Raw genomic sequence first — 2,084 nt, 5'->3', positions numbered from 1 at the left:
GCGGGTAGAACCACTACCCGCTGCACGACGCGCCTTGTCTCGGAAAACAGGGGGCACCAACGCGGACGTGCGATTAAATCAGCGTCTCCCTAGGCCGGGCGTTTTCGGTGTCAGCGAAACATTGATCAGTGGTTCCCTGGGTACACGCCCTACAGCGGGGGGCGCCGCCCCGTGATGAAGAAGATGACCGCCAGGATCAGGCCCACCACGAAAAGAATCCATGCAATATTGGTCGCCGCGCCGGCAATCCCGCTCAGGCCCAGCACGCCGGCCACGATCCCGATGATCAAGAACATCAATGCCCATCCCAGCATCGTCCACTCCTTTTTGGTTGTAGTCGCGCCTGAAGTGTAGGGCATGGTCTGCGCGTTTTCGCGTTTTTGCGTCAGCATCTTGTCTCGGTTCTCACTTTCTGCTTTCCCGAGGAGCTTTTTGCTCCAGGTTAATGTCATCTTTGGCTGTACCACATAGCCTTTCCTGAACACCGACGAACACGCGCATTGAACGCAAGAGAGCGAAGCATGAACAGAGATCAGATGATGGGCCGTAGCGAGCGCCTGAAAGCCCGTTTGAAACAGGAGTGGGGCCGCCTTACCGATGACGAAGTCGTGGAGGCCGAAGGCAATGTGGAGGAGCTGGCCGCCAGAATCCGCGAGAAGTATGGCGACAGTCGGGAGAAGATCGCGGCGAGGATCAACGAACTGATGGACGAGGTGCGTAATGAAGACAATCCATAGGGGCAGGGGCCCTGGCCTCCGGTGGGCTGGCACGGCCCTGGCGGCTGCCGGGGTGCTGTTCCTGGCGGCCTGCTCCGATCCGGATACGGCCGACGACGGCAATGACACATTCGACGACACGGTCGAGGATGCGGTGGATGCCATCGAGGAATCGGGCGACGAAGCACGCGGCTGGATTGAGGATCAGCGCGAAGACGATGACGAAGTCCAGCGCGAGGAAGAAGAGAACGAAGACCAGTACGAAGACGACGACTATGACGAGCATCGGGACGGGAACCCCATTCGCTTCGATTAGTTGTTGATGATCGATGGCAGAAGGCTGAGGCGCGGGTGGCCACGAGCGGGTGGTCATCCGCGCCCCAGCCTTTTGCGCGTTAATTGGGGCGCCAATTCATCGAACGCGTCCCTGTGCAGTTCCAAAGGAAAAGGCATCATGCGTTAAGGCCGATGTGCGCTTTGTCAATGATTCTCCAGCGCGGTGTAATGGTCGGTCGATTAGTATGATTCGGTTCAACAATTGCACCTTCCTAATCTCATTGACTGTGTCAAGAATCGTCTCCGGTCGCTTTCCGTTTTCAAGCAGGAATGGCAAAAGCTAAGGAGATGAGTGATGAAACGATATCTGATTGCCGGTGTTGCAGTGTCGGCACTAGTTCTGTTCGGATCCCAGAACGCTGTGGCGCAGCAGCAGGATCAGCAACAGGATCGGGAACGCACAGAGCAAGAGCGTGACCGCACGACAGGCGTGTACATGGGGCTCGGTACAGGCTTTAGCTCGCTGAAAAATGACAGCGACGAGGTGGCCGACTTTATTGGTTCGGGCACCTCGGATTACAGCATCGACGACGACGACAACGTCTGGCGCGGGATTGTCGGTTATAACTTCAATCAGTACTTCGCGGTCGAAGGCTTTTATACCGACCTGGGCGAGGTACATCTGCGCGGGGACGAGGACGGTGCGCATTCAACTGTTCGTTCCACGGCTTACGGTGCCAGCGTGCTGGGCAAGCTGCCGATCGGCCCCTATGTGGAGGCATTCGCGAAGGTGGGCGCGGCGAAGTGGGATGCGGACGTGCGCGGAAATCTCGGGGATGAGGGCCGTACGTTGCGCAGCCAGGACGGCTTCGATCCTGTTTATGGTGTCGGGATGCAGGTCAACCTGAACGCGTTCCTGATTCGCGCCGAGTACGAGCGCTATGACTTCGACAGCGACTACCAGGTCGACGCGTTTACCGCTTCACTGGGCTGGCGCTTCTAGGGAGACGCTGATTTAATCGCGCGTCCGCGCTCGAGTCGCTTTTGCGTGGGAACAAGGCGCGGTGACTGCCGTGCAGTCATTCTGCACAA

4 protein-coding genes are annotated in these 2,084 nt (G+C 58.1%); 3 read left to right on the top strand and 1 reads right to left on the bottom strand.

The genetic code is table 11. The features are described from left to right. Nucleotides 1-149 precede the first annotated feature (149 nt). Nucleotides 150-314, bottom strand: coding sequence for a DUF1328 domain-containing protein (locus tag C935_RS13245; protein ID WP_018862855.1), 165 nt, complete (start codon nucleotides 312-314; stop codon nucleotides 150-152). 207 nt (nucleotides 315-521) lie between these two features. Between C935_RS13245 and C935_RS0112640 the strand changes: the two genes are divergently transcribed. The 3 genes from C935_RS0112640 (at nucleotide 522) to C935_RS0112630 (ending at nucleotide 1,995) form a co-directional block, all read left to right on the top strand. Then, entirely contained in the window at nucleotides 522-737 is a 216-nt protein-coding gene (locus C935_RS0112640; protein WP_026278796.1) for a CsbD family protein, read from the top strand. Next, complete coding sequence (locus tag C935_RS0112635; RefSeq protein ID WP_196799768.1) at nucleotides 721-1,032, top strand: hypothetical protein; 312 nt, start codon at nucleotides 721-723, stop codon at nucleotides 1,030-1,032. The genes C935_RS0112640 and C935_RS0112635 overlap by 17 nt, the downstream gene beginning before the upstream one ends. Nucleotides 1,033-1,347: 315 nt before the next feature. Next, nucleotides 1,348-1,995, top strand: a complete 648-nt coding sequence (locus tag C935_RS0112630) for an outer membrane beta-barrel protein (protein ID WP_018862852.1) — start codon at nucleotides 1,348-1,350, stop codon at nucleotides 1,993-1,995. The last annotated feature ends 89 nt before the right edge of the window (nucleotides 1,996-2,084 follow it).

The organism is Thioalkalivibrio sp. ALJ3 (assembly GCF_000377205.1).
GTDB lineage: Bacteria > Pseudomonadota > Gammaproteobacteria > Ectothiorhodospirales > Ectothiorhodospiraceae > Thioalkalivibrio.
Note: the sequence above shows the minus strand (reverse complement) of the source record. Positions and strands in the feature narration are given on the sequence as shown.